General features: G+C 51.6%; 1 rRNA gene. It reads left to right on the top strand.

From position 1 onward, the window contains the following. Positions 1-925 (top strand): 23S ribosomal RNA (locus GTP58_RS30820); the annotation flags it as partial.

Here is a 925-nt window from a genome sequence, read left to right as displayed (position 1 = left end):
GGGGTGACTGCGTACCTTTTGTATAATGGGTCAGCGACTTACATTCAGTGGCAAGGTTAACCGAATAGGGAAGCCGTAGAGAAATCGAGTCCGAACAGGGCGATAGTCGCTGGGTGTAGACCCGAAACCAAGTGATCTACTCATGGCCAGGATGAAGGTGCGGTAACACGCACTGGAGGTCCGAACCCACTAATGTTGAAAAATTAGGGGATGAGCTGTGGGTAGGGGTGAAAGGCTAAACAAACTTGGAAATAGCTGGTTCTCTCCGAAAACTATTTAGGTAGTGCCTCAAGTATCACCATCGGGGGTAGAGCACTGTTATGGCTAGGGGGTCATCGCGACTTACCAAACCATTGCAAACTCCGAATACCGATGAGTGCGAGCTTGGGAGACAGACGTCGGGTGCTAACGTCCGGCGTCAAGAGGGAAACAACCCAGACCGCCAGCTAAGGTCCCAAAGATTGGCTAAGTGGAAAACGAAGTGGGAAGGCTAAAACAGTCAGGATGTTGGCTTAGAAGCAGCCATCATTTAAAGAAAGCGTAATAGCTCACTGATCGAGTCGTCCTGCGCGGAAGATGTAACGGGGCTAAGCCAGTCACCGAAGCTGCGGATATCCGCAAGGATATGGTAGGAGAGCGTTCTGTAAGCCTGCGAAGGTGTCTTGTAAAGGATGCTGGAGGTATCAGAAGTGCGAATGCTGACATGAGTAGCGATAATGGGGGTGAAAAGCCCCCACGCCGTAAGCCCAAGGTTTCCTGTTCAACGTTCATCGGAGCAGGGTGAGTCGGCCCCTAAGGCGAGGCAGAGATGCGTAGCTGATGGGAAGCAGGTTAATATTCCTGCACCGTCGTATGATGCGATGGGGGGACGGATCGCGGAAGGTTGTCTGACTGTTGGAATAGTCAGTTTCTGGTTCATAGAAGG

The sequence above is a fragment of the Duganella sp. CY15W genome (genome assembly GCF_009857555.1).
Taxonomy (GTDB): domain Bacteria; phylum Pseudomonadota; class Gammaproteobacteria; order Burkholderiales; family Burkholderiaceae_D; genus Rugamonas; species Rugamonas sacchari.
Note: the sequence above shows the minus strand (reverse complement) of the source record. Positions and strands in the feature narration are given on the sequence as shown.